Consider the following 24,521-nt stretch of genomic DNA (forward strand, 5'->3'; position numbering starts at 1 on the left):
ATGACCATCGACGCAGCATCGCTGCAGGCGACGTCCGCGGCCGCCGAGCCGGGCCGGGGGCGCCGGAGGTCCACCGCGGCGAGCATCGGCCTGCACTCGGCCCTGATCGTCGCGTCGCTGATCGCGGTGTTCCCGGTGTTCTGGGTGGTGGTGGTCTCGTTCAAGCCGAACGCCAAGGCGATCGAAGCCACCCCGACGCTGTTCAACGAGTCCAGTTTGGACAACTACCGGGACGTGCTCGCCGGCGCCAAGGGCGCGTTCCTGAGCTGGTTCGGCAATTCGGTGCTCATCGCGGCGCTGACGACGGTGCTCGGGGTGCTGCTGGCGGCCACCACCGCCTACGCGGCGAGCCGGTTCCGCTTCCCGGGGCGGCGCTGGCTGCTGCTGTCGTTCCTGGTGGTGCAGATGTTCCCGTTCGCGGTGCTGATCGTGCCGCTCTACAACATCCTGCTGGGCCTGGGCCTGCAGGGCAGCGCGTTCGGGCTGGTGCTGGTGTACTGCAGCACCGCGATCCCGTTCTGCACCTACATGCTGAAGGGCTACTTCGACGGGATCCCCGGCGACATCGACGAAGCGGGCCGGGTGGACGGGCTGTCGCCGTTCGGCGTGTTCTGGCGGCTGGTGCTGCCGCTGGCCAAACCCGGGCTGGCGGTGACGGCGTTCTACTCGTTCATCGTCGCCTGGAGCGAGGTGGCGTTCGCGTCGGCGTTCCTGTCGGCCGGCGACCGGTCGAAGACGCTGGCGGTCGGCCTGCAGGTGTTCGTGCAGCAGAACCGCGCCGAGTGGGGCCACCTCGCGGCCGCGTCGGTGCTGGTGGCGGTGCCCGCGGTGATCGTGTTCTACCTGGTCCAGCGCTTCCTCGTCAGCGGCCTCTCGGCGGGCAGCGTCAAGGGCTGAGCCACCCGGGCGGGGCGCGGGCTCCGGGTGACGGAACGTGGCGCCGGGTGCGGAGCGTGATCGTTTGTCGGGCCTGCGGCCCGATCCGCACTAGGGTGGGTGCATGAACGCGTTCAGCCTCAGCGGCGCATCGATGATCCTGGACGGCGGCCTGGCCACCGAACTGGAAGCACAGGGCCACGACCTGTCCGACGCGCTGTGGTCGGCACGCCTGCTGGCGGACGCGCCGGAGGAGATCGTCGCGGCGCACGCCGCGTTCTTCCGGGCGGGCGCGGAGATCGCGACGACGGCGAGCTACCAGGCGAGCTTCGAAGGGTTCGCCGAGCGCGGCATCGAACGCGCCGACGCGGCGAGGCTGATGCAGCGGAGCGTGGAGCTGGCGCGGCTGGCCGGTGACGTCGAGCCGGGCCGGCACCGCTGGGTGGCGGCGTCGATCGGCCCGTACGGCGCGATGCTCGCCGACGGCTCGGAATACCGGGGCCGCTACGGCCTGACGAAGCGCCAACTGCAGGACTTCCACCGGCCGCGGCTGGAGGTGCTCGCGGAGGTCCGCCCCGACGTCTTCGCGCTGGAGACCGTTCCGGACGTGGACGAGGCGGAAGCGCTGGTGGACGCGATCGACGGCTTGGACGTCCCGGCCTGGCTGTCGTTCACCATCAGCGGCGACCGGACCCGTGCGGGCCAGCCGCTGGCGGAGGCGTTCGCCGTGGCGGCGGGCAGCGACGCGATCATCGCCGTCGGCGTCAACTGCTCGGCGCCGGACGACGTGCTGCCCGCGATCGAGATCGCCCGGGCCGCAACGGAAAAGCCGATCGTCGTCTACCCCAACAGCGGCGAGGGCTGGGATGCGCAGCGGCGCGCGTGGACCGGCCGCGCCCGGCTGTCGGCCGAGGAGGCCCGCGGCTGGCGCGCGGCGGGCGCCCAGGTGATCGGCGGCTGCTGCCGGGTGCGCCCGGAGGACATCGCGGCCGTGGCGGACGCGCTGGTTGATCCGGCCGACTGAGCCGGCGCTGGGCCGATCGCCATCCCCGCCAAACATTTACCGGACAGTTCAACGGCAAGTTCTTTTCCGACATGCCGGATCTGCGGTGCAATGCGTTATCCGTTCGTCGGCGAAAGGACGCGCATGCGCCGGATGACGAAGCTCGCGGGGGCGGCAGCCGGGGCCGCGCTGCTACTGCTGGGCGCCGCCCAGACGACCGCGACCAGCGAGCCCCTGGCGATAGCCGGGAAGACGATCTTCACGAAGGGCGAGGGCGGCTACAACTGCTTCCGCATCCCGGCCCTGGTGCGCACGCAGGACCGGAGCACGCTGCTGGCGTTCGCGGAGGGCCGCCACAACAACTGCGACGACACCGGCGACATCGACGTGGTGCTCAAGCGCTCGACGGACGACGGGGAGACGTGGCGGCCGCTGGAGCTGGTCACCGACGGCGCGGGCGACACCCGCGGCAACCCGGTGCCGATCGTGGACCGAGCCACCGGCCGGATCTCGTTGCTGACGACGCACAACCCGGGCCCGCAGTGCAACGGCAACGGCTGCAACCGGACGCCGTTCCTGCAGCACAGCACCAACCCGCAGGGTACACAGTGGACGAAGCCGGTGGCCCAGCCGCAGCTGACGAAGCCGGAGTGGAACACCTGGTACGCCACCGGTCCGGGCCACGGCCTGCAGATGACCCGGGGCGAGCACGTGAACCGCATGGTGGCGGGCATCAACTTCGAGGGCGAGGGCGGCGTGAAGGGCGCCGGGATCGTCTACAGCGACGACGGCGGGACCAACTGGCGGCTCGGCGCGCTGGACGACCGGACCGGCAAGGCCGTCAAGCCGCAGGAGCTGAGCCTGCTGGAAACGGTCGACGCCGAGATCTACGCGGCGGCCCGCAACCAGGACAACTCCGGGACGACGATCGCCGAGGGCAACCGGGCGCACGCGGTCAGCGCGGACGGCGGGGCGACGTTCCGCGCGCCGTTCGAGGTCGTGCCGCAGCTGAAGGGCCCGGTCGTGCAGGGCTCGGTGGTGCGCCTGCGCGCGACGACGGCGGGCGACCCGCGCAACCTGATCCTGTTCTCCGGGCCGTACAACACGAATCCGGACATGGACCACCGCCGCCACACGATGCGCATCCGCACGTCGTCGGACGAGGGCGCGACCTGGCAGGAGGTGGGCACGGTCGTGGACGCGACCTGGTCGGCCTACTCGGACCTGATCAACCTGGGCGGCGGCTGGGCCGGCCTGCTCTACGAGGCGGGCTCGCCGAGCTCCGGCGACGCGAACCAGACGATCCGCTACGCGAGGTTCAGCGAGAACGACCTGGCGCGCTGAGAATCCGTTGGCACGGCTCGGTGGTGGCCGTCCATCGTCCGCGACGGCCATCCCGTCCCGGAGATCCGGGAGTGGTTGCGCCAGGCGAGTTTCCGGGACGTCGAGGCCCGCTGACCGCCGACCACGACCGGCCCCCGCCGGAGTCACGAACGCGGGGCGCCTTCGCAGGCGCCCCGCATCCACTGCGGACATATCGGCCGGGACTGCACCAGGGGCTCGGGAAGATCAGCCGAGCTTCGCGCCCGCGTGCAACGCGACACCGGAGTTGGCGGCGACGGTGGCGGTGAACTTGCCGTCCCCGCCGACCTCCACCGCATCGCCGGTGCACGACCCGCCGGAGAGCTCGCCGGTCATCACGTTGCAGTAGGTCCCCGCCGGCAGCGACGTCTGGAAGGCCTGCGACAGCTCGCCGCCTTCCCGGTTGATCACGACGAACCCGGCGTCCCCGCGCCCGAACGCGATCTGCCCGTTGCCGTTGTCCCACCAGCCGGTGAGCTCCTCGCCCTGCACCGCGGCGTGGAACCCGGCCATCCCCGCGATGATGGCGCGCCGGTGCTCGCACACCCACGCCGAGTTGTCGCAACTGGCGGCCTCGGTCGTGCCGTCCGCTGCGGCGGGCGGACCGGCGTCGGGGTTGTCGAAGGCGAAGCTGGAGATCAGCTGCGGCGTCCCGTACGGATAGGCCAGCTCGAACGCGACGGCCAGGTCGTAGGTGACGCCGTCCTTGTAGGTCAGCGTCGGCGAGCTGCGCTGCGTGTCGTGGTTGTCGATGAAGACCACGGCCTGCTCGCTCGGCAGCGGCATCTGGTCCGGCAGGTTCGCCAGCCCGGCCAGCGAACCGTTCTTGAACGCGTTGGCGACCGTGCCGTAGTAGGCGAATTCGGTGACGTCGCCGTTGCCGGCGTACTCCCCCGCCGTCGTCGTGCCGTCCGCGATCACCTCCTGGAAGACGTACGGCTTGGCGCCCGTCCCCGGCACGTTCTGCAGAGCCCCGAAGATCGCGCCGACGTCCTCCGGCGGCATGTGCTTGACGCCGTCCACCCGGAACCCGGAAACGCCCAGGCCCACCAGGTCGTTGAGGTAGGCGATCTCGGTGTTGCGCACGTATTCGGACTCGGTCGCGAGGTCGGCCAGCCCGACGAGCTCGCAGTTGCGCACCTCCCACTTGTCGTTGTAGTTGGCGATGTCCCGGCGGCAGCCGTGGAAGTCGGCGTCCGAGTAGACGCCCGGGTAGTCGTACTTCGAGTAGGACGAGCCGCCGCTGCCCGGCCCGCTGCCGGCCGATCCGGTGCCGCTCATGTGGTTGACCACGGCATCGGCGTAGATCTGCACGCCCGCGGCGTTGCAGGTCTGCACCATCGCGGCGAACTGCTCCCGGTTGCCGCGCCGGGACTGCAGCTGGTAGCTCACCGGCTGGTAGTCCTGGTACCAGGGGTGGCCCGCGTCGGCGAGCACGACGTGCTCCTGCGGCGGCGACACCTGCACCGCGCCGAATCCCTTGGGGCCCAGGAAACTCGTGCACTCCTGCGCGATGGAATCCCACGGCCACTGGAACATCTGGATGATCGGCCCGCGCACCGGCGCGGCGGCGGGCTCCGCCGGCAGGCCCGCCGCGGCGGGCACCAGGGCCGTGCCGCCGAGCACCGCGGCCAGCAGCAACAACGGCATTCGCATGACAACCTCCTCTGCGTCGAGTGGGTCGCCTACGATCACATTTTCTTGCAGATGTTAAGTCAATACACCATCTGCACCAGCATTCACCTGCTCAAATCCTTGCAAATTATTGCAAGAGATCTCCACAGATCCGATGTGGACACGCGACGGATCGATCCTGGTCAATGCAACGCGAGGGGAGCATCGTTTCCGCAGGTGATCGCCCGCGAGCGTTTCGGGGCGCTATGGCGACCCACAACACTCACGACCCCTGATCAGGCAAAACGTCATCCAGCGGCGAACCGGAAGCACCGGGTGACCGTCCGTGCACCGAGCGCAGCGCCGTGCCCGGCCCGGCCGCGCACCGGGCACGCGGCGGACAATGGCGGCATGCGCGAAGTGGAGATCCGGGACGACATGATCCGGCTCGGACAGCTGTTGAAGCTGGCGGGCCTCGTCGAGCACGGAGCGGAGGCGAAGGAGCTGCTGGAGGACGGCCAGGTCGAGGTCAACGGCGCGGTCGAGACCCGTCGCGGCAAGCAGCTGGTCGAGGGCGACGAGGTGGTCCTCGGCGGCGAGGTCGTCCGGGTCGTCACCCGCTGACGGCCGCCACCGCAGGCGGAAGGGCGCCTTCGCCGAGCTTCGGCGAAGGCGCCCTTCGCTCATCAGGTCACAGCGCCTCGTGCACGATGCGGCCGCCGACGATGGTGCAGGCCACCCCGAGATCCGGCAGCTCGTCCGGGGCGCAGGTGAGCGGGTCGCCGTCGAAGACGGCCAGGTCCGCCCGCATGCCCACCCGGACGCGCCCGGCCACGTCCTCCTCGCCGGCGCCGTAGGCCGCCTCGGTGGTGTACCCGGCGAGCACCTGCTGCGCGGAAAGTGCCTGGCCGGGCAGCACGGGCGCCCGGTCCGGCTCGGCGACCGGGCGGCGCAGCCGAGCGCCCGCCATGATCACCCGCGGGTCGAAGGCCGCGATGGGCCAGTCCGAGCCGAGCGCGACGTGGCCGCCCGCGGCGAGGATGTCGCGATATCGCCACGCCCGCCCACAGCGCTCCGCGCCGATGCGCGTCGACCAGTTGTCCGTGTGGTCGGGCAGCGTCCAGTCCATGTGGGTCGGCTGCATGGAAGCGACCACGTCGAGCTCGCCGAACCGCGCGACGTCGCGGTCCTGGAGCAGCTCGACGTGCTCGATGCGGTGCCGCCCGCCGCGGACCGGCCCGACCTGCTCGTAGGTGTCGAGCGCGAAGGAAACCGCCCGGTCGCCGATCGCGTGCGTCCAGCACGGCAAGCCGTGCGCGACGACCCGGCGCACGGCTTCGGCGTACTCCCCCGGCTCCCGCCACACCGGCGCGGTGCCCTCGCCGCGCGAGTCGGGGTGGCACAGCCAGGCGCTGCCGCCGTCGATGGTGCCGTCGAGGATGAACTTCACCGCCGAGGTGCGCCACATCCGGCCGGGCCGGTCGTGCAGCGAGCGGACGATGTCGAGCGTGTCGGCGATCGTCCCCGGCAGGCTCCACGGCGCGAGGATGGTCCGCACGGTGAGCTCGTCGCGCTCGTCGAGCAGCTCGAACACCTTGTCGGTGCCCGGCCAGAACGCCAGGTCCAGCATGTGCGCGCCGGTGATGCCGACGGCGTTCTGCGCGCGGTGCAGATCGGCCACCCGCCGGGCGAGCTCGTCGATCTCCAGCTGCGGCACAGCGGCGCTGCCGAGCATGACCGCCGAGGTCTCGTGCAGCTCGCCGGTCGGCGTGCCGTCCGGATCGACCACTACCGCCGAGCGGTCGGCGAACTCCACCGCGCCGGTGATCCCGGCCCGCTGCAGGCCGTTGGTGTTCATCAGCGCGGTGTGCGCGTCGATCAGCGTGAGCATCGCCGGGTGGTCGCCGATCGCGTCGTCGATGTGCCTGCGGTGCAGCCAGTCCGGGACGAAGGCGTTGTACTCCAGGCCGTATCCGATCAGCCATTCGCCGCTGCCGAGCCGGGCGCTCTCCGCGCGGAGTTTCGCCCGCAGCTCGGCCAGATCCACCACGCCGGTCAGGTCGAGGCCCCGCATGTCCGCGACGCCGTGCACCGGGTGCTGGTGGGAGTCGACCAGCCCCGGCGTCACGGTCCGCCCGGTTCCGTCGATCACTTGCGTGCGCCGTCCGATGTGGTCGGTGACGTCATCGCCGACGACGCAGATGCGACCGTCCCGCACCGCGACGGCGCTCGCCCGCGTTCCGTCCATCGTGGCCACTCGGGCGCCGGTGATGACGAGGTCCGCGATGGTCAAGATGCACTCCGATCCGCGAAAGCACTGCTGACGACAACCCGGTCGCGCGGCTTGGCGACCGCGAAGTAGACCAGTCCGATGAGGATGATCAACGCGGTGCCCAGCGGCGCGGCCCAAACCTGGTACCACGGCGCGCCCGGCGGCGCGAGCAGCTCGCGCGGCCAGGTGATGTTGACGAACTCGAACGCCAGCCAGATCACCGCGCCGAAGTTCAGCGCGGTGCCCAGCCTGCCCAGCCGGACGCGCCCGCCCGGCAACCAGGCCCCGCGCAGCCGCGCCACCAGCGCGGCGGCGGCGACCATCAGGAACGTCAGGTAGAAGGCGGAGGTGCCGAAGGTGATGACGCTGCCGATGGCGGCGCTGTTGAGCGCCAGCAGCAGGCCCACGCAGGCCACCACGGTCACCGCGACCGCGCCGCCGACCGGCGCCTGGTTCCGGCTGACCTTCCGCAGGAACTTCGACATCGGCAGCACGCCGTCGCGCGCGACGGAGTACAGCGCCCGCGCCGTCGCGCCCTGCGCCGCCATGCCGCAGGCCAGGAACGCGATCAGCAACACGAGAACGAACGGCTTCGCGGTCCAGTCGCCGAAGGACGCGACGACGGCGGTGGTCACCGGGTCCAGGTCGGCGCCGGCCACGACGCTCGCGGGGTCGGGGTGCGCGAGCACGACCGCGAAGGCGTTGAGGATGACCAGCCCGCCCACGCTCAGCAGCGCGATCCAGATCGCGCGCGGCACGTGCCGGGTCGCGTTGCGGGTTTCCTCCGAGGTCGACACGCACGCGTCGAACCCGATGAACGCCCAGCCGCCGACGGCCAGCGCCGCGACGAACGCGGCGAAGCCCGACCCGCCGAACAGCTCCTCGGTGCCGAACCCGTCGGTGAGGATGGACCACGGCTGCGACCGGAACGCCAGCAGCAGCGCGATGCCGACCAGCACCGACGCGATGGCCTCCGCGACGACGCCGACCGCCAGCGCGCGGCGCAGCACGTCGACGCCGAGCATGTTGACCAGCGAGCACACCACTACGAACACCGCCGCCGCGACGACCAGCTGGTTCGGCGTCGGGACGACGCCGACGAGGGTGAACACCCAGGGAGAGGCGAGGTAGGCGATCGTGGTGTTGGCGAGCAGGCTGGAGCACAACGAGATCCAGCCGGTCAGCCAGGCGTAGGACGGGCCGAGCAGCCGCCGGGTCCACTGGTAGGCGCCGCCGGAGATCGGGAATTCCGAGGAGAGCTCGGCGTAGAGCGCCAGCAGCAGGCATTGCCCGGCCAGGCAGACCGGCAGCGCCCACACCCAGCGGGGCCCGGCGATCGTCGCGCCGACCAGCACCACCGCGTAGAGCCCGACGACCGGGGAGATCGTCGCGAAGCCCATCATGACGTTGCCGAGGACGCCGAGCCCGCGGCGGAGCTCGGGTTCGTAGCCGAGCTCGCGCAACCGCGCGGAATCGGCGTCGGCGTCCGGATCTTGCTGCGGTGTCGGGGAATTCATGCCTGCGTCCTCCCTCGGACGGGCGCACCTAACTAAGTTAGGCAGGGACTGCAGACGTCCACCGGACCGTTTGGGAAGACCGCGGAACCGAGGATCCGACCGGCGCGACCCACCCGATCAACCGCCCGGATCCGGCCGCACAGGTTCGGGGAAAATGACCGCGACGACTCGAGGAGGAGCTGGTGACCCAGAGGAAGCGCGGCGCGCTGACCCGGCAGGACATCGGCATCGCCGCGCTCGCGGTGATCGACGAGGAAGGCGCCGAGGCGCTGACCGTCCGGCGCATCGCGGCGAGACTCGGAGTCCAGGCCCCGTCCCTGTACACGCACGTCGACGGCAAGGACGACATCCTCGAACTGGTCACCGAGATCATCGTCGCGGACATCCCGCCATCGGACCTGCGCCCGCAGGACTGGCGCGGCGGCCTGCTGCACTGGGCGACCGGCTACCGGACGGCGTTCGCCAAGCACCCGAACGCGGTGGCGATCATCGCCCGCCGCGCGGTGACGATCAGCGATTCGCGAAAGGCCTACGACGACGTGATCGAGATGCTCACCGCCGTGGGCTGGACCCACGCGGCCGCGCTGCGCGTGGCCTTCGGCATCGACTACGTGGTCCTCGGCTCGATCCTCGCGCCGTTCTCCCCCGGCTTCGACCAACCGCCCGGCGACGAGTACCCGGCCCTGCGCACCGCGGTCCGCGCCGTCGACGCGGCGCAGGTCGACGCCGAAGCGTTCCGGGACGCCATCACGGCCTACATCGCGGGCCTGCCCGAACCCGCGTGACCGGCGGTGCGGGCTGGGACGATGGCGGCATGAACGAGGAAGTCATCCCGATCCTCCGCGTCGCGGATGCCGCCGCCGCGGTCGCCTGGTACGAGCGGCTGGGCTTCGCCGCGCAGTGGGAACACCGCTTCGAACCCGGGCTGCCCGCCTTCGTCGAGGTGGCCCGCGGCGCGTTGAAGCTGTTCCTGTCCGAGCACGAGGGCGACGCCCGCCCCGACACGCTGGTGTACCTCCGCGTCCGCGACCTGGATGCCATCGCGGACGCGTTCGGCGTCCAGATCGAGCACGCCGACTGGGGGCGCGAGATCGAACTGCACGATCCCGACGGCAACCGGCTGCGGGTGGGCGCGCCGCCGGCATGAGCCCGGACAGCAAGGAGGCCGGTGCCCGCGGGCACCGGCCTCATGCCAGATCGGCTTGCTCGATCAGTGGAACGAGTCGCCGCAGGCGCACGACCCGCCGGCGTTCGGGTTGTCGATGGTGAAGCCCTGCTTCTCGATCGAGTCGACGAAGTCGATCACAGCGCCCTGCAGGTAGGGAGCGCTCATCCGGTCGACGACCACGCCCAGGCCCTCGAAGTCGCGCCGGACGTCGCCGTCGAGGCTCCGCTCGTCGAAGAAGAGCTGGTAGCGCAGGCCCGCGCAACCGCCGGGCTGCACGGCGATGCGCAGGTGCATGTCGTCGCGGCCCTCCTGCTCCAGCAGGGCCTTGGCCTTGTGAGCAGCCGAGTCGGTCAACGTGACACCGTGGGCGGGCGCCTCGCTCTCGGTCGTGGTGTTCGGGGCGGTCATGGACTCTCCCTAGAGGTCTCGCTCATCCGATTCCGGCGTGAGGTGCAACCCCACCCGGGCTCGGGCTATTCCCACGGGCGCCGCCCGGGGGAGCTGTGTCTTGTCTCCTCCGCCCATGGTGGCACAGCCACCCGCCTAGCTGGTGTGATGTGGCCGCCCGATGTCTGTTCCGCCGCAGGTGTCCGGTCTGCTGCAGCCCCGGCAGTGGCGTCGAATACCCTGTTGGAGTGAGGTTCCTTCGCCGTAACAGCGCTGAGCAGACCGCCACCACCGAGTCCGACACCGAGACCGGTCCGGCTGCGGCGGAGCATGCCCCCAATCACACCCCCAAGAAGGGGAAGCCGACGCCGAAGCGCCGGGAAGCGGAAGGCAAGCGACGTGGCCCGGTCCCGCCGCCGCCGAAGACCCAGCGCGAGGCGGTCAAGCGGGCACGCGGCAACAAGGACGAGCGCCGCCAGGCGGCGAAGGAACGCCGCGAGCGGATGATGCAGGGCGACGACCGCTACCTGATGCCCCGCGACAAGGGCCCGGTGCGCGCGTACGTCCGCGACCTCGTCGACACCCGGCGGCACCTGATGGGCCTGTTCATGCCGCTGGTGCTGATCGTGTTCGCCACCACGCTGGCGCAGAACCTGGTGGTCCAGCAGTACGCGACGCTGTTCTGCATGGTGCTGCTGGTGATGATGGTCGTCGAGGGCACCCTGCTCGGCCGCTACGTGAACAAGCGGGTGCGCGCGAAGTTCCCGGACGCCAAGGACCGCCCGTTCTCCCTGGGCTGGTACGCCTTCACCCGGGCGATGCAGATCCGCAAGCTCCGGGTCCCCCGCCCCCGCTACACCCCCAAGGACATCGCCAAGATCGCCTGATCCCGGCACTTCCGCGGGCGCCGCACCCGGCCGGGGCGAATCGATCTTCCACGTCCGGTTCCGGGTAGCGTCGCGGCGACGTCGTAGGCACGGGGACCGGAGGTTTTCCTGGTGGGTGGGCGCACTCTGGTGCTCGGTGGGGCTCGGTCCGGCAAGTCCGCGCATGCCGAGGGATTGGTGCCGGCCGCTGCGCCCGTCACCTACGTCGCCACCGCGCGGCGGGATCCGGAGGACCTCGAGTGGGCCGAGCGGATCGCCTCGCACGTCGCCCGCCGGCCCGACACCTGGCGGACCGTCGAGGCCGGGGACGCCGATGCACTGCTGCACGCGCTGACCGGGGCATCCCCCGGAGCGACGGTGCTGGTCGATGACCTGGCCACCTGGCTGACCGGGGTGCTCGACGACGCCGGTGCGTGGGATCGGGATCCGGCCGCGCTCGACGTCGTGGCCGGGCACTGCGCCGCGCTCGTCGAGGCCGTCGCCCGGTGTTGCGCGCGGGTCGTGCTCGTTTCCGCCGAGGTCGGCCTCGGGGTCGTTCCCGCGACCAGGTCTGGAAGGCTGTTCCGGGACGAACTCGGCTCGCTCAACGCCCGGCTGGCCGAGGTTTGCGACGAGGTCGTCCTGCTCGTCGCCGGGCTCCCGCTCCGGCTGCGCTGATTCAACGGAGGTTTTCGCTTGTCCACCGACGACCAGAACCAGTCCGGCCCGATCGGGTTCCCGGCGGTACCGGCGCCCGACGAGCAGGCCCGCCGGCAGGCTGTCGCCCGGCACGAGCAGCTCACCAAGCCCGCCGGCTCGCTGGGGCGGTTGGAGGAACTCGGCGTCTGGGTGGCGGCCCGGCAGGGCGCGTGCCCGCCGCGCCCGTTCGCCCGCCCCCGCGTGATCGTCTTCGCCGGGGACCACGGCATCGCGGCGCACGGCGTCTCGGCCTACCCCAGCGACGTGACCGGCCAGATGGTCGGCAACTTCCTCAGCGGCGGCGCGGCGGTCAACGCGCTGGCCGCCGGGTCCGGCGCGACGGTGCGCGTGGTGGACATGGCGGTCAACACCGACACACCTCCGGTGGTCAGCGCGCACAAGGTGCGGCGCGGGTCGGGCTCGATCGACCGGGAGGACGCCCTCACCGCCGCCGAGGTGGACGCCGCGATCAACGCCGGGCGCACCATCGCCGACGAGGAGATCGACTCCGGCGCCGACCTGCTCATCGCCGGGGACATGGGCATCGGCAACACCACCCCGGCCGCGGTGCTGATCTCCGCGCTCACCGGGACCGAGCCGGTGGCGGTCGTCGGCCGCGGCACCGGCATCGACGACAACGCCTGGATGCGCAAGACCGCCGCGATCCGCGACGCGCTGCGCCGTGCCAGGAAGGTGCTCCACGACCCGGTGGCGCTGCTGCGGACCTCCAGCGGCGCCGACATCGCCGCGCTGGCCGGATTCCTCGCGCAGGCGGCGGTGCGGCGCACGCCGGTGCTGCTGGACGGCGTCGTGGTGGGCGCGGCGGCGCTGGTCGCCGAGGAGCTCGCGCCCGGCGCCCGGCAGTGGTGGCTCGCCGGGCACCGCTCCGCCGAACCGGGCGGGCCGCTGGTGCTCGACCACCTCGACCTCACCCCGATCCTCGACCTGCAGATGCGGCTCGGCGAAGGTTCCGGGGCGCTCACCGCGCTGCCGGTGGTCACCGCCGCGGTGCGGGTGCTGCGGGAAATGGCCACCTTCGCCGAGGCCGGCGTCGTCGGTCCGACCGAGGCCGAGGCCACCGGCCCGACGGTGTGACGGTGCTGGACGGCCTGCGCCTGGCGGTGTCGTGGCTGAGCGTGCTGCCGGTGCCCGCGCAGCGCGTCGACGACCGCACCTGCCGCCAGGCGATCTCCTTCGCTCCGCTCGTCGGCGCGCTGGTCGGCGCCTTCGGCGCCGCCGTGCTCTGGGCGCTGACCGCGCTCGGCGCTCCCCCGCTGCTGGCCGGGCTGCTCACCGTCGGCGTCCTGGTGCTGGTCACGCGGGGCATGCACGTGGACGGCCTGGCGGACACGGTGGACGGTCTCGGTTGCTACGGGCCGCCGGAGCGCGCGCTGACCGTGATGCGCGACGGCGGGGCCGGACCGTTCGCGGTGGTCGCGCTGATCCTCGTCCTCGGCGTCCAGGCGGCCAGCCTCGCCGAGCTGGCGAATGCGCCGCTGACGCTCGTCCTGGCCTGCGCGGTCGGCCGCGCCGGATTCGTGCTGTGCTGCCGGACCGGCGTGCCTGCCGCGCGCCCGGAAGGCATGGGGGCGCTCGTGGCGGGCAGCCAACCGACGTGGCTCGTCGCCGCCTGGTGGCTCGCGCTGCTCGCGGTGGCCACTGTCGGCTTCGGCTGGCACGCGGCCCTCGCCGTGGTCCTCGCCGCGGCCCTGCTGCTCGCCTTCACCTGGCACACCCGGCGCCGTTTCGGCGGAATCACCGGAGACGTCCTGGGCGCCGCCTCCGAACTCGCGACCACCACAGTCCTCGCCACCACGGCGGTCCTCGCCACCACGGCCATCGCCTGACCGCAATTTCCATTGAAATCGAAGGTTCGATTTCAATGGAAATTGCGGACCTTCGGCGTGCCGGCCACCCGACACGCCGAAGGTTGTGGACAACTCCCGCAATTTCAATGGAAATTGCGGACCTGGGCCGTCAGCCGAGCTTGGTCATCCAGCCGTGGGTGTCGGCGACCGTGCCGTGCTGGATGCCGGTGAGGCGCTCGCGCAGCTTCATCGTCACCTCTCCCGGCTTGCCGTCGGCGACGGTGAACTCGCCGTCGCGGTGCTTGACGTGGCCGACCGGGGTGATCACCGCGGCGGTGCCGCAGGCGAAGACCTCGGTGAGCTCACCGGTCGCGGCCTTCTTCTCCCACTCCTCGACGGTGACCTTCCGCTCCTCCACCTGCATGCCGAGCTCCTTGCCCAGCTCCAGCAGCGACGAGCGGGTCACGCCGGGCAGCAGGCTGCCGCTGAGCGCCGGGGTCACCAGGCGGGCGTCCGAACCCGAGCCGAACACGAAGAACAGGTTCATGCCGCCCATTTCCTCGACGACGTGCCGCTCGCACGCGTCGAGCCACACCACCTGGTCGCAGCCCTTCTCCACGGCTTCGGCCTGCGCGGCGAACGACGCCGCGTAGTTGCCCGCGAACTTCGCCGCACCGGTGCCGCCGGGGGCCGCGCGCACGTACTCGTGGCTCAACCACACGGTGACCGGCTTGATGCCGCCGGCGAAGTACGAGCCGGCCGGGGAGGCGATCACCGCGTAGAGGTAGGCGTTGGCCGGGTTGTTGACCCCGAGGCCGATCTCGGTGGAGATCATGAACGGCCGCAGGTAGAGCGAGCTCTCCTCGGCGCTCGGCACCCAGGCGCCGTCCACCGCGATCAGCTCGCGCAGCGACTCGACGAACAGCTCCTCGGGCAGCTGGGCCATCGCGATCCGCTGCGCCGAACGCTGGAACCGCCGCGCGTTCGCGTCGGGCCGGAACGCCGCGATCGAACCGTCGGGCTGGCGGTACGCCTTGAGCCCCTCGAAGATCGCCTGCGCGTAGTGCAGGACCGAGGTCGCCGGGTCGAGCTGCAGCGAGTGGTAGGGCTCCACGGCAGCGTCGTGCCAGCCGCGTTCCTCGGACCACTTGATGGTCACCATGTGGTCGGTGAAGTACCGTCCGAATCCCGGATTCGCCAATACTTCCGCGCGGCGCTCGTCGCTGGCCGGTTGCGGGTTGGGGGTCCGGGTGAACGACAGTGCTCCAGTCATGCGCGTACCGTATCGCGCGCCTCGGAGCAGTGGAAACCCGATCTACGGAACTTGGTCGTCCAAATATCCGTCGTCCGCTTACTCAACGCTGAAGGAACGCCACAGTTCGTGACGCGAGGCGGTGGAGCCGGACCGGCCGACGCCTATGATGTGACCATGACGCACGCCCAGAACACCCCGGTCCCGGCGGGGCCCACGACGACGTCGCAAGACGCGCTGGCCGCCACCCTGGCGGCGCTGCTGCCGCTGGGCGGCGGCATGCTGGTGATGCTCGGCTACTCGTGGCTCGACATCTTCGGCTTGATCCTGGGCGTCGCCGGAGCGGCCGGCTGGGCCTTCTGGTGGCGCAACAAGCACAAGACGTTCTTCCCGAAGGACCTGCGCGGCGGCTCGGTCGGCGGGATCGGCGCCCTGGTCGCCGTCATCGGCATCCTGCTGTTCATCTCGCTCTGACACCGCGGGCCGGGTGCTTTTCCGGGGCGACCCGGAAGGCACCCGGCCCCGGTGCATCAGGCGATCAGCAGTCCCTCCGGGAGGGACGGAAGTGCCCACTTCGGATCGGGCGTGGCGTCGCAGTAGGTCCCGTCGAACGGGAACCGGCCCGCCTCGGCCAACGCGATCATGTGCTCACCCTCCGACCGCAGCCGGTCCAGGTGCTGCTCGTCGAACCGGCCGGCGGCCAGCGCGTCGGCCAACTCGTGTTCGTCCTTCCAGGACCAGCACCCGTCGGGGAACACCTCGACGTCGAGCACGCCGTCGACGCGCCGGACGCCGGTGGCGTCCCGACCCAACGGCACTTCGAGGTTGACGTACCAGTTGCGGAAGGTGCCGTCCGGCTCGAAGAACCACCAGACCGACGCCCAGCGGTGCTCGTACACCAGGCGCAGCGTCGAAGTGCCGCGCCAGGTCGACCTGGCCGGCACCCGCGGTCCGTTGAAGCGCTCGGCCAACGGCATCTGGCGCGGCGAGCGGCCGTCGGGGGAGGTGGTGACCCGGATCGGCGTCCCGTCCAGGACCCAGCAGAGCAGGTGGGCACCGTCGTCCTCGACCACCCGTGCCGGGTGGACGGTGCCGAGCGAACCGTCCAGCCGCCAGAAGTTGTAGTGGACTTCGTCGCCGGGCGCCCACTTGTGCGATTCGGTGGTGGATTTCAGGGAAATGTTGGCAACACTCGTCTTGAGCATGACCCGCCTCATCTCCAGCGACGGGACACACCTCCCGTCGCCAAAGGACCGACAACAACGACAACAAGCGTCGCAAGCATCGCAGAAATCGGCATGCTCATAGCCAGTACGACCGAGAGCCCCATCCCCAGGCACGCCCCGCGCATCGGCCAGGTCCCGCCGTCCGTCAGCAGCAGCCGGGCACCGGCGTTCGCGAAGGCGTAGTGCACGAGCAGGCAACAGGCCGCGAACGCCATCGCCGGAATGGGCTCCACCAGCAGTGCAACCGCCGCTGCGGCGACGCCGGCGACCAAGTCCAGCACGTATGGCGTTCCGGCGCTGCCGGTGCGTCCCAAGAGGCTCGGCAGGTCTCGGTCGTGCACGAGGGCCAGCGCCGTCCCGCGGAACGACTCCAGCGCGCCAAGCAGCACCGGCAGCAGCGCCACCGCCGCGCCGACGCCGACCAGCGGCGCGAGATCGGCGGCCGCGGCGGCGGTCAGCACCTCGCGGATCGGCATCGGCGACAACGCCAGCCGCGACCAGCCCAGCTGGTGGACCAGTGCAGCGGTCACCGCCGACAGCACCACGACGAGCGCGACCAGCGAGATCACGAGGCCGCGCTTCATCGACGACCAGGCGAACCGGTCCTGCTCGGCGGCGGGCGCGGTCAACCGCTCGAAGCCGAGGAACGCGAAGAACAGCACCGCGGCGGCACCGATGATGCCCACCGCGCTGTCGGACAGCGGGCGCCCGGCCGGGATCGGCGGCACGGGTTCGATCGCGAAGCAGGTGACCACCACGAGCCCGAGCACCGCGACGGTCAGCGCGAGCCAGATCCAGGCGGCCGCGCCCCGGATACGCAGCCCCGCCGTCGCCGAGAGCACGACCAGCAGCAGCGCCGCCGCGGCGACCTGCGGCGCGGCCGAGGGCAGGAAGAAGTCGCCCAGCACCCGTGCGATCGCGGCCATCCCGGCGACCTGTCCGGCCAGGTACGCGCTGGCCCCGACCCGCGACGGCACCACGCCCACCCGGGCCCGCACGCACACGTAAGCCGCGCCTGGCACGCGGTAGGCCTCGGACTGGTACGCGGTCGACGACGCCGAACACACGACGGCCGCCAGCGCGATCAGCAGCCCGAACGGCAGCCACGGCCCGGCCGCGGCGGCCGCGGGCGACGGTCCCACGAACACCCCGGCACCGAGCATCCCGCCGAGCGCGAGCGGGACCGCACCGGCACCGGATGCGAGCCGGCCGGCCGATTCAACCTGTTGGGCCACGGGACCACCCTTACAGACGAACACCGATGCGTGCAGCCGCCTGTCGGCTGACGCGAGGGCAGTCACGACCGGGGGGTGCCCGAGCGCACCGCAACGCCGACCGATGTCCTGGTCTGATTCCCGGTTGCCGAGCGTTCTAGAGTGCGAAGAGCTTTGCTGACACCGCAGCGTTGATGCGTTACCCGGAGGATGACCACGTGACGACCCCGAAACTCGCCCTCACCGACACGGCGGTGGCCAAGCTGACCGCGGACGCGCTCGTCGTCGGAACCGTCCAGGGCACCGACGGCCTGCAGCTCGCGCCCGGCACCGATCAGGTCGCCGCCGCGTACGACGGAGACCTGGCGAAGGTCCTCGTCTCGCTGGGCGCGACCGGCAAGGCGGACGAGGTCGTCAAGCTGCCCGCGGGCGGCAAGCTGCGCGCCGGCATCCTGGTCGCGGTCGGGCTGGGCAAGCCCGCGGCCAACGGCGGGGTTTCCGGCGAGGCGGTGCGCCGGGCGTCCGGTGCCGCGGCCCGCACGCTCGGCGGCGTCGAGCACGCCGCCACCACGCTGTCCGCTGTGGACCTCTCGGCCGCCGTGCAGGGCACGGTGATGGGCGCCTACGGCTACACCGCGTACAAGTCGCAGTCGGGCGACGCCCCGGTGTCCAAGGTGGACTTCCTGGTCGCCGACGCCAAGGCGGACGGGAACGTGCACGCGCTGAAGGGCGCCACCGCGATCGGCGAGGCCGTCAACACCGCCCGCGACTTCATCAACACCCCGCCCAACGACCTGTTCCCGGCGTCCTTCGCCGAGCGCGCCGCCGAGCTGGGGCGCTCCGCCGGCCTCGAGGTCGAGGTGCTCGACGACAACGCGCTGCGCAAGCAGGGCTTCGGCGGCATCCTCGGCGTCGGCGCCGGTTCCTCCCGCCCGCCGCGCCTGGTGCGGCTGCGGCACAAGGGCCCGAAGGCCGCCAAGAAGGTCGCGCTGATCGGCAAGGGCATCACCTTCGACACCGGCGGCATCTCGTTGAAGCCCGCCGCGAACATGGAGGAGATGACCTCGGACATGTCCGGGGCCGCCGCGGTGATCGCCACCATGCTGCTGGCCGCCCGGCTCAACTACCCGCTGGACATCACCGCGACCGTGCCGATGGCCGAGAACATGCCGTCGGGCACGGCGTACCGCCCGGGCGACGTGCTGACCATGTACGGCGGCAAGACCGTCGAGGTGCTCAACACCGACGCCGAGGGCCGGCTGATCCTGGTCGACGCCATCACGCGCGCCTGCGAGGACGAGCCGGACTACCTGATCGAGACGTCCACGCTGACCGGCGCGCAGGTGGTGGCGCTGGGCAAGCGCACGCCCGGCGTGATGGGCAGCGAGGACTTCCGGGACCGGGTGGCGCGGCTGTCGCAGGCCGTCGGCGAGGGCGGCTGGCCGATGCCGCTGCCGGAGGAGCTGCGCGGCGACCTGGACTCCAAGCTCGCCGACCTGGCGAACATCACCGGGCACCGCTGGGGCGGCATGCTCGCCGCGGGCATCTTCCTCGAGGAGTTCGTCGCCGACGGCGTGCAGTGGACGCACCTGGACATCGCGGGCCCGTCGTACAACACGAACTCGCCGTGGGGCTACACGCCCAAGGGCGGCACGGGCGTCCCGGTCCGCACCATCGCGGCCGTCCTCGCCGACATCGCCGACCGGGGCTGACCGGAGCACGCGTCCCGACGGGGTCGTGGGTCCGCCGGATCCACGACCCCGTCGCGGAGAGTAGTCCTACTCCGCCGAGGTGGCGTATTTGTGACGTGAAACTCAAAAGGATCACCACTGCCCCGCACCGCGGTGTCACGATGGGTCGATGACCGATACGAAACCGGCCGCGCCCAGCACGGCCCGGCACGGCTACCAGGTCGACGTGGTGTGGACCGGCAACACCGGGCAGGGCACCAGCTCCTACCGCAGCTACGAACGCACCCACGAGGTGCGCGCGGCCGGCAAGGACGCCATCGACGCATCCGCGGATCCGGTCTTCCTCGGCGACGCGGACCGGTACAACCCGGAAGAACTGCTGGTCGCATCGCTGTCGCAGTGCCACATGCTCTGGTTCCTGCACCTGGCCGCGGACTGCGGCGTGGTGGTCACCGGCTACCACGACCAGGCGCGCGGGATCCTCGCCGAGAACCCCGACGGCTCCGGCCAGTTCGAAGAGGTGCGGCTCGCGCCCCAGGTCACGGTGGCCGACCGGGCGAGCGTGGACGTGGCGGAAGCGCTGCACGAGCGCGCCCACGAGCTCTGCTACATCGCGAAGTCGGTGACCTTCCCGGTCAACTGCACCCCGACCACCCGAATCGCGAACTGACGATCGAAGCTGTTCCAGACTCGCCCTGCATCGCGGTGCGAGTTGCCGGAGTGGGCTGAGCGGCCGCGCCGCTTCAAAGATCCGCTGTGAACGACCCTAGCCGTCGGCGGCTTTGCGGTCGCGGTCGCGGAGGATGCGCTGCCGGGCCTGGTAGTCCCGCATCCGCTGCGGGTAGCCGACCTTGGCCACCTCGTAGAGCGGGATGCCGATCTTGCGGGTCAGCCGGTGCGCCGCCGCCGGGCTGTCCACCCGCCGCCGGGTCCACTCGCCGTCGTGCGCGATGAGCATCAGCGTCGTCTCGGTCACCGTCGTGCGCGGCTCCAGGTACCCCTCGACGCCGCGGCGCTGCGCCGCCCAGCCGATCAGGTGCTCGGTGTCCGCCGAGCTCGCGCCGCGCATCCTGCCGGAACGCCTCCCGCGGAACCGGTCGAACAGGCCCACCGGACTCGCCTCCCGTCGCTGGGGATGTGAAACAGCAGACGCTTCCGATGATGCCATCGCCCACATGGGGCGTGTGTGAAAAGCGTTCACTCCCGGTTGATCGGCGCCGACCTCGCGGTTGTGATCCGCGGCAGTGCAGCACAGATCACCCGGCCCACGTCGCGTACGCCCGTCGTGTGGTGACAAGATGGCTCTCAGGCGCCCGTGAACGTCCTGTTCCGGCGGCGCCGTCAGCTAGTCAACGATGCCTGTCGAGGAGTGCGAAGTGACCGACACGTCCGCCGATCTGGTCATTCTCGGCGGCGGTTCGGGCGGCTACGCCTGCGCCTTCCGCGCGGCCGAGCTAGGCCTGTCCGTCGTCCTTATCGAAAAGGACAAGCTCGGTGGGACGTGCCTGCACCGCGGCTGCATCCCGACCAAGGCACTGCTGCACGCCGCCGAGGTGGCCGACTCCGCCCGCGACGCCGACCAGTTCGGCGTCCGCGCCGCCCTCGAGGGCATCGACATCGACGGCGTCAACAAGTACAAGGACGGCGTCGTCGCCGGCCTGTACAAGGGCCTGCAGGGCCTGGCCAAGGCCCACAAGGTGACCCTGGTCGAGGGCGCCGGGACGCTGGTCGACGCGAAGACCGTCGAGGTCAACGGCACCCGGTACACCGGCAAGAACGTGGTCCTGGCCACCGGCTCCTACTCCAAGTCGCTGCCGGGCCTGGAACTGGGCGGCAGGGTCATCGCCAGCGAGCAGGCCCTGAACCTCGACTTCATCCCGGAGAAGGTCGTCGTGCTCGGCGGCGGCGTGATCGGCGTCGAGTTCGCCAGCGTGTGGCGCTCCTTCGGCGCCGACGTGACCATCGTCGAAGCCCTCCCGCACCTGGTGCCCAACGAGGACGAATTCGTCTCCAAGCGCCTGGAGCGCGCCTTCCGCAAGCGCGGCATCAAGTTCAAGACCGGCGTGAAGTTCACCGGCGCGACCCCGACCGCCGCCGGCGTCTCGGTGAGCCTGGAGAACGGCGAGACCTACGACGCCGACCTGCTGCTCGTCGCGGTCGGCCGCGGCCCGAACACCGCCGGGCACGGCTTCGACGCCGCCGGCGTGCACATGGAGCGCGGCTTCGTCCGCACCGACGAGCGGCTGCGCACCAACCTGCCGGGCGTCTACGCCGTCGGCGACATCGTGCCCGGCCTGCAGCTGGCGCACCGCGGTTTCCAGCAGGGCATCTTCATCGCCGAGGACATCGCGGGGCTCAACCCGCAGCCGATCGACGAGGCCGGCATCCCGCGGGTGACCTACTGCCACCCCGAGGTCGCCTCGGTGGGCCTGACGGAGGCCGCGGCGAAGGAGCAGTACGGCTCGGTCGAGACGTTCACCTACGACCTGGCCGGCAACGGCAAGAGCCAGATCCTCAAGACCCAGGGCGCGGTCAAGCTGGTCCGCGCCACGGACGGCCCGGTGGTCGGCCTGCACCTGGTCGGCGACCGCGTCGGTGAGCTCATCGGCGAGGCGCAGCTGATCTACAACTGGGAAGCACTGCCGGAGGACGTCGCTCCCCTGGTGCACGCCCACCCCACCCAGACCGAAGCCCTGGGCGAGGCGCACCTCGCCCTGGCCGGCAAGCCGCTGCACGTGCACGGCTGACGTCGGCTCCGCAGTCAGCCAGCACCCCGCCACACCACGAGGAGTCAGCAACAGATGGCCTTCTCCGTTCAGATGCCGGCACTCGGCGAGAGCGTCACCGAGGGAACGATCACCCGGTGGCTCAAGCAGGAGGGCGAGACCGTCGAGGTCGACGAGCCGCTCCTGGAAGTCTCCACCGACAAGGTCGACACCGAGATCCCGTCGCCCGCCGCCGGCGTGCTCCAGCGCATCGTCGCCCAGGAAGACGACACCGTCGAGATCGGTGCCGAGCTCGCCGTGATCGCCGACAGCGGCGAAGCAGCAGCGCCCGCTCCGGCCGCCCCGGCCGAGCCCGCAGCCCCGGCACCCGCCGCGGAGCAGCCCGCCCCGCCGCAGCCGGAGGCCCCGGCTCCCGCTGCCGCCCCGGCTCCGGCCGGTGGCGCGACGGGCACGGACGTCAACATGCCGGCGCTCGGCGAGAGCGTCACCGAAGGCACCGTGACCCGGTGGCTCAAGCAGGTCGGCGACACCGTCGAGGTCGACGAGCCGCTGCTGGAGGTCTCCACCGACAAGGTCGACACCGAGATCCCGTCGCCGGTGGCCGGCACGCTGCTGGAGATCGCCGCCGATGAGGACGACACCGTCGAGGTCGGCGCCAAGCTCGCCGTGATCGGCGCCGCTGGCGCGGCTCCGGCCCCGGCTGCACCGCCCGCTCCGCCGGCTCCCGCTCCGGCCCCGGCTGCTGCCGCGCCGGCTCCCGCCGCTCCCCCGGCCCCGCCGGCGCCCCCGGCTCCCGCTCCGGCCGCGCCGCCCGCGCCTCCGGCCCCGGCCGCTCCGGCCGAGCCGGCGTCGGCCGCCGGTGCGCCGTACGTGACGCCGCTGGTCCGGAAGCTGGCCAACGAGCACGGCATCGACCTGTCCGCGATCAAGGGCAGCGGTGTCGGCGGCCGGATCCGCAAGCAGGACGTGCAGGCCGCGATCGACGCCAAGCAGGCTCCGGCGCCCGCCGCCGCGGCTGCTCCGGCCGCCGCTGCACCGGCCGCTCCGGCACCGGTCGCGGAGCCGTCGGCGGAGGCCAAGGCGCTGCGCGGCACGACGCAGAAGATGTCCCGCCTGCGCCAGCTGCTGGCCCGCCGGATGGTCGAGTCGCTGCAGACCGCGGCGCAGCTGACCACGGTGATCGAGGTCGACGTGACCCGCATCGCCCGGCTGCGGGACCGCGCCAAGGCGAACTTCGAGGCCGCCGAGGGCGTCAAGCTGTCGTTCCTGCCGTTCTTCGCCAAGGCCGCGGCCGAGGCGCTGAAGCTGCACCCGAAGCTGAACGCCTCGATCGACGACGAGAACAAGCAGGTCACCTACCACGGTGCCGAGCACCTGTCGATCGCGGTGGACACCGAGCGCGGCCTGGTCTCGCCGGTGATCCACGACGCCGGGGACCTCAACCTCGGTGGGCTGGCCCGCAAGATCGCCGACCTGGCGGCGCGGACCCGGAACAACAAGATCAAGCCGGACGAGCTCTCCGGCGGCACCTTCACCATCACCAACACCGGCAGCCGCGGCGCGTTGTTCGACACGCCGATCCTGAACCCGCCGCAGGTGGGCATGCTCGGCACCGGCGCCGTGGTGAAGCGCCCGGTGGTGGTCGCCGACGAGAACGGTGGCGACACCATCGCGATCCGCTCGATGGTCTACCTGGCGCTGACCTACGATCACCGGCTGGTCGACGGCGCGGACGCCGCCCGCTTCCTGGCCACGCTCAAGCAGCGCCTGGAAGAAGGCGCCTTCGAGGCCGACCTCGGCCTCTGATCCGGCGATAGCGACAAGGGCCGCTCACCTCCTCGGTGGGCGGCCCTTTCGCTTCGATCCCGGCGGAATCGCTCGCACCGCGCCCGCCGGTGCGGGACGATTCCTGGCATGCGCGTGGTTGTCGCCGGTTCATCCGGGTTGATCGGCACGTCCCTGGTAGCCGCGTTGCGGCAGGCCGGGCACGAAGTGGTCCGGCTGGTTCGCAGGCTCCCGGCCGCCCCCGACGAGCGGGGCTGGGATCCGGAGGGCGGCCAGCTCGACGCGGACGCGCTGGACGGCGCCGACGCGGTCGTGAACCTCTGCGGCGCGGGCATCGGCGAAAGGCGCTGGAGCCCGGAGCGCAAGCGGCAGCTGGTGCACACCCGGGTGCGGCCGACCGAAGTGCTCGCCGAGGCCGTCGCCGAGCGGGGCGTCCCGGTGCTGGCGAACGGGTCCGCGGTCGGGTTCTACGGCGACAGCGGTTCGAAGCCGGTGACCGAGGCGTCCGAGCCGGGCTCCGACTTCCTCGCCCGCCTGTGCCAGCGCTGGGAGGCGGCGACCAAGCCCGCCACGGACGCCGGCGTGCGGGTGGTGCGGCTGCGCTCCGGCCTGGTGCTCGCCCCTTCCGGCGGGCTGCTCGGCCAGCTCCGGCCGCTGTTCTCGATGCTGCTCGGCGGCCGCCTCGGCGACGGCACCCAGTACATGTCGTGGATCTCGCTGGACGACGAGGTCGCTGCCATCCGGTTCGTGCTGGAGCGGCCCGAGGTGTCCGGCCCGGTCAACCTCACCGGCCCGGCGCCGGTCACCAACGCGGAGTTCACCCGCGCGCTGGGCGAGGCGCTGGGCCGGCCGGCGCCGTGGATCGTGCCGGGCTTCGCGCTCCGGATCGCCCTCGGCGAGCTCGCCGACCAGGCGCTGACCGGGCAACGCGCGTTGCCGACGGTGCTGGAGTCGGAGGGTTTCGCGTTCCAGCACCCGTCGGTCGGGGCGGCGCTGGCGGCGGCCGTCTCGTCGTGAGCCTTCGGGCTTCGCCGCTGGACCCGGGGCGTAGCCTG

General features: G+C 71.7%; 24 protein-coding genes. 16 read left to right on the forward strand and 8 right to left on the reverse strand.

Annotated features, from left to right (window positions below; translation table 11 throughout):
* From AB0H93_RS10300 to AB0H93_RS10310, 3 genes are all read left to right on the forward strand, one after another.
* On the forward strand, nucleotides 1–897 hold the full coding sequence (locus tag AB0H93_RS10300) for a carbohydrate ABC transporter permease (protein ID WP_358570412.1): 897 nt from the start codon (nucleotides 1–3) through the stop codon (nucleotides 895–897).
* A 103-nt stretch (nucleotides 898–1,000) separates the two neighbouring features.
* Nucleotides 1,001–1,900 (forward strand): homocysteine S-methyltransferase, encoded by a 900-nt coding sequence (gene mmuM, locus AB0H93_RS10305; protein ID WP_358570415.1) that lies wholly within the window; start codon nucleotides 1,001–1,003, stop codon nucleotides 1,898–1,900.
* A 123-nt stretch (nucleotides 1,901–2,023) separates the two neighbouring features.
* The gene (locus tag AB0H93_RS10310; RefSeq protein WP_358570418.1) at nucleotides 2,024–3,223 is read left to right on the forward strand and encodes a sialidase family protein; all 1,200 of its coding nucleotides are present in this window, start codon (nucleotides 2,024–2,026) and stop codon (nucleotides 3,221–3,223) included.
* Nucleotides 3,224–3,448: 225 nt separating this feature from the next.
* Here AB0H93_RS10310 and AB0H93_RS10315 read toward each other — a convergent pair whose 3' ends face one another.
* A complete protein-coding gene (locus tag AB0H93_RS10315) occupies nucleotides 3,449–4,897 on the reverse strand; it encodes an alpha-amylase family protein (RefSeq protein WP_358570421.1) in 1,449 nt (482 codons plus the stop codon).
* 369 nt (nucleotides 4,898–5,266) lie between these two features.
* On the opposite strand from AB0H93_RS10315, the gene AB0H93_RS10320 reads away from it, so the two are divergent.
* Nucleotides 5,267–5,479, forward strand: coding sequence for an RNA-binding S4 domain-containing protein (locus AB0H93_RS10320; protein ID WP_132482729.1), 213 nt, complete (start codon nucleotides 5,267–5,269; stop codon nucleotides 5,477–5,479).
* Between the two features lie 67 nt (nucleotides 5,480–5,546).
* Here AB0H93_RS10320 and AB0H93_RS10325 read toward each other — a convergent pair whose 3' ends face one another.
* Nucleotides 5,547–7,148: an amidohydrolase gene (locus tag AB0H93_RS10325; RefSeq protein ID WP_358570425.1), complete on the reverse strand. Its 1,602-nt coding sequence runs from the start codon at nucleotides 7,146–7,148 to the stop codon at nucleotides 5,547–5,549.
* Nucleotides 7,145–8,644, reverse strand: a complete 1,500-nt coding sequence (locus AB0H93_RS10330) for an APC family permease (protein ID WP_358570428.1) — start codon at nucleotides 8,642–8,644, stop codon at nucleotides 7,145–7,147. The genes AB0H93_RS10325 and AB0H93_RS10330 overlap by 4 nt, the downstream gene beginning before the upstream one ends.
* A 182-nt stretch (nucleotides 8,645–8,826) precedes the next feature.
* Between AB0H93_RS10330 and AB0H93_RS10335 the strand changes: the two genes are divergently transcribed.
* Entirely contained in the window at nucleotides 8,827–9,429 is a 603-nt protein-coding gene (locus AB0H93_RS10335) for a TetR family transcriptional regulator (protein WP_358570431.1), read from the forward strand.
* A gap of 29 nt (nucleotides 9,430–9,458) precedes the next feature.
* On the forward strand, nucleotides 9,459–9,791 hold the full coding sequence (locus AB0H93_RS10340; protein WP_358570434.1) for a glyoxalase superfamily protein: 333 nt from the start codon (nucleotides 9,459–9,461) through the stop codon (nucleotides 9,789–9,791).
* A 63-nt stretch (nucleotides 9,792–9,854) separates the two neighbouring features.
* Here AB0H93_RS10340 and AB0H93_RS10345 read toward each other — a convergent pair whose 3' ends face one another.
* Nucleotides 9,855–10,220 (reverse strand): iron-sulfur cluster assembly accessory protein, encoded by a 366-nt coding sequence (locus AB0H93_RS10345; protein WP_093277650.1) that lies wholly within the window; start codon nucleotides 10,218–10,220, stop codon nucleotides 9,855–9,857.
* A gap of 227 nt (nucleotides 10,221–10,447) precedes the next feature.
* Here AB0H93_RS10345 and AB0H93_RS10350 point away from each other — a divergent pair, with 227 nt between their 5' ends.
* From AB0H93_RS10350 to cobS, 4 genes are all read left to right on the forward strand, one after another.
* Entirely contained in the window at nucleotides 10,448–11,086 is a 639-nt protein-coding gene (locus AB0H93_RS10350) for a DUF3043 domain-containing protein (protein ID WP_358570437.1), read from the forward strand.
* A 111-nt stretch (nucleotides 11,087–11,197) separates the two neighbouring features.
* Nucleotides 11,198–11,743, forward strand: coding sequence for a bifunctional adenosylcobinamide kinase/adenosylcobinamide-phosphate guanylyltransferase (cobU, locus tag AB0H93_RS10355; protein WP_358570440.1), 546 nt, complete (start codon nucleotides 11,198–11,200; stop codon nucleotides 11,741–11,743).
* Between the two features lie 18 nt (nucleotides 11,744–11,761).
* On the forward strand, nucleotides 11,762–12,859 hold the full coding sequence (gene cobT, locus AB0H93_RS10360) for a nicotinate-nucleotide--dimethylbenzimidazole phosphoribosyltransferase (protein ID WP_358570443.1): 1,098 nt from the start codon (nucleotides 11,762–11,764) through the stop codon (nucleotides 12,857–12,859).
* Complete coding sequence (cobS, locus tag AB0H93_RS10365; protein WP_358570446.1) at nucleotides 12,856–13,611, forward strand: adenosylcobinamide-GDP ribazoletransferase; 756 nt, start codon at nucleotides 12,856–12,858, stop codon at nucleotides 13,609–13,611. Before cobT ends, cobS begins: the two co-directional genes overlap by 4 nt.
* Nucleotides 13,612–13,741: 130 nt before the next feature.
* Here cobS and AB0H93_RS10370 read toward each other — a convergent pair whose 3' ends face one another.
* Nucleotides 13,742–14,845, reverse strand: a complete 1,104-nt coding sequence (locus AB0H93_RS10370; RefSeq protein WP_358570449.1) for a branched-chain amino acid aminotransferase — start codon at nucleotides 14,843–14,845, stop codon at nucleotides 13,742–13,744.
* A 156-nt stretch (nucleotides 14,846–15,001) separates the two neighbouring features.
* Here AB0H93_RS10370 and AB0H93_RS10375 point away from each other — a divergent pair, with 156 nt between their 5' ends.
* Nucleotides 15,002–15,298, forward strand: a complete 297-nt coding sequence (locus tag AB0H93_RS10375; RefSeq protein ID WP_132482717.1) for a hypothetical protein — start codon at nucleotides 15,002–15,004, stop codon at nucleotides 15,296–15,298.
* A 56-nt stretch (nucleotides 15,299–15,354) separates the two neighbouring features.
* Here the strand turns inward: AB0H93_RS10375 and AB0H93_RS10380 are convergent, their stop codons facing one another.
* On the reverse strand, nucleotides 15,355–16,029 hold the full coding sequence (locus AB0H93_RS10380) for a DUF402 domain-containing protein (RefSeq protein ID WP_358570453.1): 675 nt from the start codon (nucleotides 16,027–16,029) through the stop codon (nucleotides 15,355–15,357).
* 8 nt (nucleotides 16,030–16,037) lie between these two features.
* On the reverse strand, nucleotides 16,038–17,285 hold the full coding sequence (locus AB0H93_RS10385) for an amino acid permease (RefSeq protein WP_358570456.1): 1,248 nt from the start codon (nucleotides 17,283–17,285) through the stop codon (nucleotides 16,038–16,040).
* A 197-nt stretch (nucleotides 17,286–17,482) separates the two neighbouring features.
* Here AB0H93_RS10385 and AB0H93_RS10390 point away from each other — a divergent pair, with 197 nt between their 5' ends.
* Complete coding sequence (locus AB0H93_RS10390) at nucleotides 17,483–18,976, forward strand: leucyl aminopeptidase (RefSeq protein WP_358570459.1); 1,494 nt, start codon at nucleotides 17,483–17,485, stop codon at nucleotides 18,974–18,976.
* A gap of 148 nt (nucleotides 18,977–19,124) precedes the next feature.
* On the forward strand, nucleotides 19,125–19,625 hold the full coding sequence (locus AB0H93_RS10395) for an OsmC family protein (protein ID WP_093277666.1): 501 nt from the start codon (nucleotides 19,125–19,127) through the stop codon (nucleotides 19,623–19,625).
* A 96-nt stretch (nucleotides 19,626–19,721) separates the two neighbouring features.
* On the opposite strand, the gene AB0H93_RS10400 is transcribed toward AB0H93_RS10395, so the two are convergent.
* Nucleotides 19,722–20,066: an oxidoreductase gene (locus AB0H93_RS10400; RefSeq protein WP_358570462.1), complete on the reverse strand. Its 345-nt coding sequence runs from the start codon at nucleotides 20,064–20,066 to the stop codon at nucleotides 19,722–19,724.
* Between the two features lie 265 nt (nucleotides 20,067–20,331).
* Between AB0H93_RS10400 and lpdA the strand changes: the two genes are divergently transcribed.
* The 3 genes from lpdA (at nucleotide 20,332) to AB0H93_RS10415 (ending at nucleotide 24,483) form a co-directional block, all read left to right on the forward strand.
* Entirely contained in the window at nucleotides 20,332–21,702 is a 1,371-nt protein-coding gene (gene lpdA / locus AB0H93_RS10405; protein ID WP_358391007.1) for a dihydrolipoyl dehydrogenase, read from the forward strand.
* A gap of 54 nt (nucleotides 21,703–21,756) precedes the next feature.
* The gene (sucB, locus tag AB0H93_RS10410; protein ID WP_358570465.1) at nucleotides 21,757–23,487 is read left to right on the forward strand and encodes a 2-oxoglutarate dehydrogenase, E2 component, dihydrolipoamide succinyltransferase; all 1,731 of its coding nucleotides are present in this window, start codon (nucleotides 21,757–21,759) and stop codon (nucleotides 23,485–23,487) included.
* Between the two features lie 108 nt (nucleotides 23,488–23,595).
* Entirely contained in the window at nucleotides 23,596–24,483 is an 888-nt protein-coding gene (locus AB0H93_RS10415; RefSeq protein WP_358570468.1) for a TIGR01777 family oxidoreductase, read from the forward strand.
* Nucleotides 24,484–24,521: the final 38 nt, after the last annotated feature.

The sequence above is a fragment of the Saccharopolyspora sp. NPDC050642 genome, assembly GCF_040654735.1.
GTDB lineage: Bacteria > Actinomycetota > Actinomycetes > Mycobacteriales > Pseudonocardiaceae > Saccharopolyspora > Saccharopolyspora elongata.

Bases quoted from the DNA above. Each gene is read 5' to 3' on its own strand.
- AB0H93_RS10300 (WP_358570412.1), top strand. From the start codon at position 1: ATGACCATCGACGCAGCATCGCTGCAGGCGACGTCCGCGGCCGCCGAG.
- mmuM (WP_358570415.1), top strand. From the start codon at position 1,001: ATGAACGCGTTCAGCCTCAGCGGCGCATCGATGATCCTGGACGGCGGC.
- AB0H93_RS10310 (WP_358570418.1), top strand. From the start codon at position 2,024: ATGCGCCGGATGACGAAGCTCGCGGGGGCGGCAGCCGGGGCCGCGCTG.
- AB0H93_RS10315 (WP_358570421.1), bottom strand. From the start codon at position 4,897: ATGCGAATGCCGTTGTTGCTGCTGGCCGCGGTGCTCGGCGGCACGGCC.
- AB0H93_RS10320 (WP_132482729.1), top strand. From the start codon at position 5,267: ATGCGCGAAGTGGAGATCCGGGACGACATGATCCGGCTCGGACAGCTG.
- AB0H93_RS10330 (WP_358570428.1), bottom strand. From the start codon at position 8,644: ATGAATTCCCCGACACCGCAGCAAGATCCGGACGCCGACGCCGATTCC.
- AB0H93_RS10340 (WP_358570434.1), top strand. From the start codon at position 9,459: ATGAACGAGGAAGTCATCCCGATCCTCCGCGTCGCGGATGCCGCCGCC.
- AB0H93_RS10345 (WP_093277650.1), bottom strand. From the start codon at position 10,220: ATGACCGCCCCGAACACCACGACCGAGAGCGAGGCGCCCGCCCACGGT.
- AB0H93_RS10370 (WP_358570449.1), bottom strand. From the start codon at position 14,845: ATGACTGGAGCACTGTCGTTCACCCGGACCCCCAACCCGCAACCGGCC.
- AB0H93_RS10375 (WP_132482717.1), top strand. From the start codon at position 15,002: ATGACGCACGCCCAGAACACCCCGGTCCCGGCGGGGCCCACGACGACG.
- AB0H93_RS10380 (WP_358570453.1), bottom strand. From the start codon at position 16,029: ATGCTCAAGACGAGTGTTGCCAACATTTCCCTGAAATCCACCACCGAA.
- AB0H93_RS10395 (WP_093277666.1), top strand. From the start codon at position 19,125: ATGACCGATACGAAACCGGCCGCGCCCAGCACGGCCCGGCACGGCTAC.
- sucB (WP_358570465.1), top strand. From the start codon at position 21,757: ATGGCCTTCTCCGTTCAGATGCCGGCACTCGGCGAGAGCGTCACCGAG.
- AB0H93_RS10415 (WP_358570468.1), top strand. From the start codon at position 23,596: ATGCGCGTGGTTGTCGCCGGTTCATCCGGGTTGATCGGCACGTCCCTG.